The organism is Citrobacter sp. Cb080 (assembly GCF_030334745.1).
Classification (GTDB): Bacteria; Pseudomonadota; Gammaproteobacteria; order Enterobacterales; family Enterobacteriaceae; genus Citrobacter; species Citrobacter braakii.
In genome coordinates this window covers 1-5,334 of the sequence record NZ_JAOWDG010000034.1, presented here as the reverse complement: position 1 = coordinate 5,334, position 5,334 = coordinate 1, and the positions used below count along the sequence as shown (strand labels likewise).

Genomic DNA, 5,334 nt, shown 5'->3' with positions numbered 1-5,334 from the left:
CCGCCTTCACGGATTGCGAAACGCAGACCGTCGTCCATCGCGATTGGGTGGATCAGGGTAACAACCATTTTGATGTTGTCGCCCGGCATTACCATCTCAACGCCTTCCGGCAGTTCGATGGTACCAGTCACGTCAGTAGTACGGAAGTAGAACTGCGGACGGTAGCCTTTGAAGAACGGAGTATGACGGCCGCCTTCATCTTTGGACAGAATGTACACTTCAGATTCGAACTTGGTGTGCGGCTTGATAGAGCCCGGCTTAGCCAGTACCTGACCACGTTCGATTTCTTCACGTTTGATACCACGCAGCAGAACACCAACGTTCTCACCAGCACGGCCTTCGTCCAGCAGTTTGCGGAACATTTCAACGCCAGTACAGGTAGACTTAGCAGTCTCTTTGATACCAACGATTTCAACTTCTTCACCAACTTTGATGATACCGCGCTCTACACGACCGGTAACAACGGTACCACGACCGGAGATGGAGAATACGTCTTCGATAGGCAGCAGGAACGGCTTGTCAATCGCACGCTCTGGTTCCGGGATGTAAGAATCCAGGAAGCCAGCCAGTTCGATGATTTTCGCTTCCCACTCTGCTTCGCCTTCCAGCGCTTTCAGAGCAGAACCACGAACGATCGGAGTGTCGTCGCCCGGGAAATCGTACTGAGACAGAAGTTCACGAACTTCCATTTCTACCAGTTCCAGCAGCTCTTCGTCATCAACCATGTCGCATTTGTTCAGGAACACGATGATGTACGGAACGCCTACCTGACGACCCAGCAGGATGTGCTCACGAGTCTGCGGCATCGGGCCGTCAGTCGCAGCAACAACCAGGATCGCGCCGTCCATCTGCGCAGCACCGGTGATCATGTTTTTAACATAGTCGGCGTGGCCCGGGCAGTCTACGTGTGCGTAGTGGCGAGTCGGGGTGTCATATTCAACGTGAGAAGTGTTGATGGTGATACCACGAGCTTTTTCTTCCGGCGCGTTATCGATCTGGTCGAATGCACGAGCAGCACCGCCGTAGGTTTTAGCCAGTACGGTAGTGATTGCAGCGGTCAGCGTTGTTTTACCATGGTCAACGTGGCCGATAGTACCGACGTTAACGTGCGGTTTTGTACGTTCAAATTTTTCTTTAGACATCGATTGTCCCTCTAAGACACGGATAAATCGGTGATATCACCACATCAACCAGGCCATATGCCTGAGCTGTTGAATGCTTTTAAAAGTAAACAGAGAGAAACGGGAAGGAGAAGTGAAGTGGTGCTGATACCCAGAGTCGAACTGGGGACCTCACCCTTACCAAGGGTGCGCTCTACCAACTGAGCCATATCAGCACGTCTGGAGCGGGCAGCGGGAATCGAACCCGCATCATCAGCTTGGAAGGCTGAGGTAATAGCCATTATACGATGCCCGCATCCTGAAACTCGGCTACCCAGTTCTTTCTGTAATAAAAAAGAGATTTCTCTCTTTTTTATTCGAGCTGATTAATTTTTTAACCAACTCAGGCGGCGATAACGCTGCCAGAAAGTGGTGGTGGGGGAAGGATTCGAACCTTCGAAGTCTGTGACGGCAGATTTACAGTCTGCTCCCTTTGGCCGCTCGGGAACCCCACCGGACTTGATGGTGCCGACTACCGGAATCGAACTGGTGACCTACTGATTACAAGTCAGTTGCTCTACCTACTGAGCTAAGTCGGCATCAAGTAGCGCGCATTTTATGGAGACATGCGCACTCATGCAACTAAAAAATTGCATAAAATGTTCTATCGCTCACATTTTGCGCTATACGACCGATAAATAATCTATTTCTTCTTCGAATTGAACAAATTTCCAACGTCAGCCGCGCTCCCAGAAGGCATTTTGCTCCAGCAAGCCGTTATCAATAGAGAGAAAGTGCATCTTTATACATCTGGAATAGCCGTCACATTGCGTTTCAGGGGACGATTTTTTCTTATTATTCCCTCCCATCTGGTGTTACCCTCCTGCCCATTGTCCAAATTAACTGAAATGTGCGTGCCATTGCGTACCGGGGATGATTTCGTTTTTTACCGCAGACCTGATATAGCAATGACAGCCAGACCATGCGTATGAGTATAAAAGAGCAAGCGTTAACGTCGCCTTACCTACAGTTTGATCGCAACCAGTGGGCTGCGCTTCGTGATTCCGTGCCGATGACTCTGACCGAGGAAGAGATTGCTCGTCTGAAAGGCATTAACGAAGACTTATCGCTGGAAGAAGTTGCTGAGATTTATTTGCCATTATCGCGTTTGCTAAATTTTTACATCAGTTCGAACCTGCGGCGTCAGGCTGTGCTGGAGCAATTTTTAGGCACCAACGGCGAGCGTATTCCTTATATTATTAGCATTGCTGGCAGCGTCGCCGTCGGCAAAAGTACGACTGCACGTGTGTTGCAAGCGTTGCTGAGTCGCTGGCCCGAGCATCGTAAGGTTGAACTGATCACTACTGACGGTTTTCTTCATCCTAACCAGGTGTTGAAAGATCGTGGGCTCATGAAGAAGAAAGGCTTTCCTCAGTCCTATGATATGCACCGTCTGGTTAAATTCGTTTCCGATTTAAAGTCTGGCGTCCCCAACGTTACAGCACCGGTCTATTCTCATCTGATCTATGATGTGATCCCTGATGGCGACAAAACCGTTGCCCAGCCTGACATATTAATCCTCGAAGGGCTCAATGTATTACAAAGCGGGATGGACTATCCTCACGATCCACATCATGTATTTGTTTCTGACTTTGTCGACTTTTCTATTTATGTGGATGCGCCAGAAGAATTACTCCAGACGTGGTATATCAACCGCTTCCTGAAATTCCGCGAAGGGGCATTTACCAACCCAGACTCTTATTTCCATAACTATGCGAAATTGTCGGAAGACGAGGCAATCAACACGGCCACATCGCTGTGGAAAGAAATCAACTGGTTGAATTTAAAACAGAATATTTTACCAACGCGTGAGCGAGCCAGCTTAATCATGACGAAAAGCGCCAATCATGCCGTTGAGCAAGTCAGATTACGAAAATAAAAAAATAAAGGGGAGCCATAGCTCCCCTTCTTATTATTCAGCGCTTCTAAGCGATATTTCCCCACCCATCCAGGGTTTTATCACGCCATTTTGTTCGAGCAGTAATGCACCTTGCGCATCTATTCCACGAGATACGCCAAATATTTCTTTATCACCAATAATGAGTTTAACAGGGCGGTCGATAAAGTTATCCAACGCCCTCCAGCGGGACAAATACGGCGCCAGGCCCTCATGCTCAAACAGTACCAGGGCAGCGCGCAGCTCGCGGATCAGTCGGGCAGCCAGAGTATTGCGGTCAATGGTAATACCCGCCTCCTGCAGATTAATCCAGCCTTGATTAACCACATTCTCCTCAACCCGACGCATGGACATGTTTATACCCGCCCCAATAACAATCTGTGCGGCATCGCCCGTTTTTCCGGTGAGTTCAACCAGGATCCCTGCCAGTTTACGGTCGAGCAAATAGAGGTCGTTCGGCCATTTAACACGCACTTTATCCGCGCCCAGATCGCGTAAAACCTCAGCCATGACAATACCAATTACCAGGCTCAGACCAATCGCGGCTGCCGGTCCTTGTTCCAGTCGCCAGAACATTGAAAGGTACAGATTGGCGCCAAAGGGAGAGAACCATTTACGTCCACGACGACCACGACCGGCCTGCTGATACTCAGCTACGCAGGCATCCCCTGACTCCAGTTGACCAATTCGATCCATAAGGTACTGATTGGTTGAGTCGATAACCGGCAGGACCGTTATATTCCCGCCATCCAGCTGAGAATAAATAAGTGATGAATCTAATAGCTGGATAGGTTCAGGTAAGCTGTATCCTTTACCAGGGACAGTAAATACATCAACACCCCAGTCACGTAGCGTCTGGACATGTTTATTGATTGCCGCACGGCTCATTCCCAGCTTTTCACCGAGTTGCTCACCAGAGTGAAATTCGCCATCGGCTAATAATGAAATAAGCGTCAGGGGGACGGTATTATCCTTCATGCAACGATCTCCACGGCATTCACTTCACCCAGTGGGCCAATAAACCGGACTTCCGGTTCAAGCCAGACATTGAATTTCTCACCGACTTTTTGGCGTACGTGATGCGCCAGTTGCACCACATCCTGACTCGTAGCATAGCCTGCATTGATCAGCACCAGTGCCTGCTGCTGATGTACCGCTGCGCCGCCAATGCGCATGCCTTTTAGCTGACATTGATCGATAAGCCAGCCAGCAGCCAGTTTCACAGAGCCATCAGCCTGCGGGTAATGAGGTGCAGTCGGGAATTTCGCCAGGAGCTCCTGCGCAATATCCGCGGTGACAACCGGGTTTTTAAAGAAACTCCCCGCATTCCCGTTTACTTTTGGATCGGGCAGTTTTGTGGTGCGCATATGGCAAACAGAATCAAAAACCTGCCGAGGCGTTACCGTGGCAGGATCAAGACGCGTCAGGTCACCGTATGTGAGAACGGGTTGCCACTGTTTAGGTAAGCGCAGACCAACAGCTACAATCGCAAAACGATCCTGATACTCATGTTTGAAGATACTGTCACGGTAACCAAATCGGCATTCTGCGGCGCTAACGCGCAGATGTTTGCCGGTCGAAAGCTCTACGCAGTCCACGTATTCACAGACGCGCCGCAGTTCTACGCCATAGGCACCAATATTCTGGATCGGCGATGAACCCACGCAGCCGGGGATCAGCGCCAGATTTTCCAGTCCGGGCATGCTTTGCTGCAGCGTATGCTCTACCAGATGATGCCAGTTTTCACCAGCGCCTACGTGCAAATGCCACGCATCAGGTTGTTCTGTAATCGCTATTCCCTTGATACGGTTGACGATCACCGTTCCATGGAAGGCATCAAGAAACAGGACGTTACTCCCTTCGCCCAGGATTAGCACTGGATGATGTGATGCATTGGCTGATTGCCAGGCATTTAGTAGTTGTTGCTCATTTTCGGCACAGACAAGCACATTAGCTTGTTGATCGATACCGAAGGTGTTCCAGGCTTTAAGGGAGTGATTCATAGACGCTTTCCTGATGCAAAATCGCACTTAGTTTACCGTATATGCAGCGGGATGGCTTGTGTTATGGAAGCTTAGGATGTTGCTTTGCAACCGATGAGGCTGCAATCACAGTAAGAATAAGGTTTACAGGCGCTGTATCCGGTAATAACAGACGCTGGCCGGATAAGGCGGCACGCCGCATCCGGCGATTTTCATCCCTGCAGACGCAAAAAAGCCCATCCGGCAGGATGGGCTTCTTCACTTATTTGATGCCTGGCAGTTCCCTACTCTCGCA

Annotated in this window: 4 protein-coding genes, 4 tRNA genes and 1 pseudogene; 2 read left to right on the top strand and 7 right to left on the bottom strand. The window is 49.8% G+C overall.

The features are described from left to right. The 5 genes from tuf to OGV38_RS06850 form a co-directional block, all read right to left on the bottom strand. Positions 1-1,142, bottom strand: a 1,142-nt coding sequence (tuf, locus tag OGV38_RS06870; protein ID WP_286472874.1) for an elongation factor Tu, incomplete at its 3' end; no start/stop codon positions are given. Positions 1,143-1,260: 118 nt separating this feature from the next. Continuing rightward, positions 1,261-1,336 (bottom strand) — tRNA-Thr (locus tag OGV38_RS06865). A gap of 5 nt (positions 1,337-1,341) precedes the next feature. Continuing rightward, positions 1,342-1,416 (bottom strand) — tRNA-Gly (locus OGV38_RS06860). A gap of 114 nt (positions 1,417-1,530) precedes the next feature. Then, positions 1,531-1,615: transfer RNA gene (locus tag OGV38_RS06855), tRNA-Tyr, on the bottom strand. A gap of 8 nt (positions 1,616-1,623) precedes the next feature. Continuing rightward, positions 1,624-1,699 (bottom strand) — tRNA-Thr (locus OGV38_RS06850). A 19-nt stretch (positions 1,700-1,718) separates the two neighbouring features. On the opposite strand from OGV38_RS06850, the pseudogene OGV38_RS06845 reads away from it, so the two are divergent. Both OGV38_RS06845 and coaA read left to right on the top strand, forming a co-directional pair. After that, a pseudogene (locus OGV38_RS06845) lies at positions 1,719-1,799 on the top strand (hypothetical protein); the annotation flags it as partial. A 289-nt stretch (positions 1,800-2,088) separates the two neighbouring features. Next, positions 2,089-3,039, top strand: coding sequence for a type I pantothenate kinase (coaA, locus tag OGV38_RS06840; protein WP_003031107.1), 951 nt, complete (start codon positions 2,089-2,091; stop codon positions 3,037-3,039). A 33-nt stretch (positions 3,040-3,072) separates the two neighbouring features. Here the strand turns inward: coaA and birA are convergent, their stop codons facing one another. Together birA and murB are read right to left on the bottom strand one after the other, a co-directional pair. After that, positions 3,073-4,035 (bottom strand): bifunctional biotin--[acetyl-CoA-carboxylase] ligase/biotin operon repressor BirA, encoded by a 963-nt coding sequence (birA, locus tag OGV38_RS06835; RefSeq protein WP_047498825.1) that lies wholly within the window; start codon positions 4,033-4,035, stop codon positions 3,073-3,075. Next, positions 4,032-5,060: a UDP-N-acetylmuramate dehydrogenase gene (gene murB, locus OGV38_RS06830; RefSeq protein WP_210591136.1), complete on the bottom strand. Its 1,029-nt coding sequence runs from the start codon at positions 5,058-5,060 to the stop codon at positions 4,032-4,034. Before murB ends, birA begins: the two co-directional genes overlap by 4 nt. Positions 5,061-5,334: the final 274 nt, after the last annotated feature.

Excerpts from the sequence above, each read along its gene's own strand:
- coaA (WP_003031107.1), top strand. The coding sequence starts at position 2,089 with ATGAGTATAAAAGAGCAAGCGTTAACGTCGCCTTACCTACAGTTTGAT.
- murB (WP_210591136.1), bottom strand. The coding sequence starts at position 5,060 with ATGAATCACTCCCTTAAAGCCTGGAACACCTTCGGTATCGATCAACAA.
- birA (WP_047498825.1), bottom strand. The coding sequence starts at position 4,035 with ATGAAGGATAATACCGTCCCCCTGACGCTTATTTCATTATTAGCCGAT.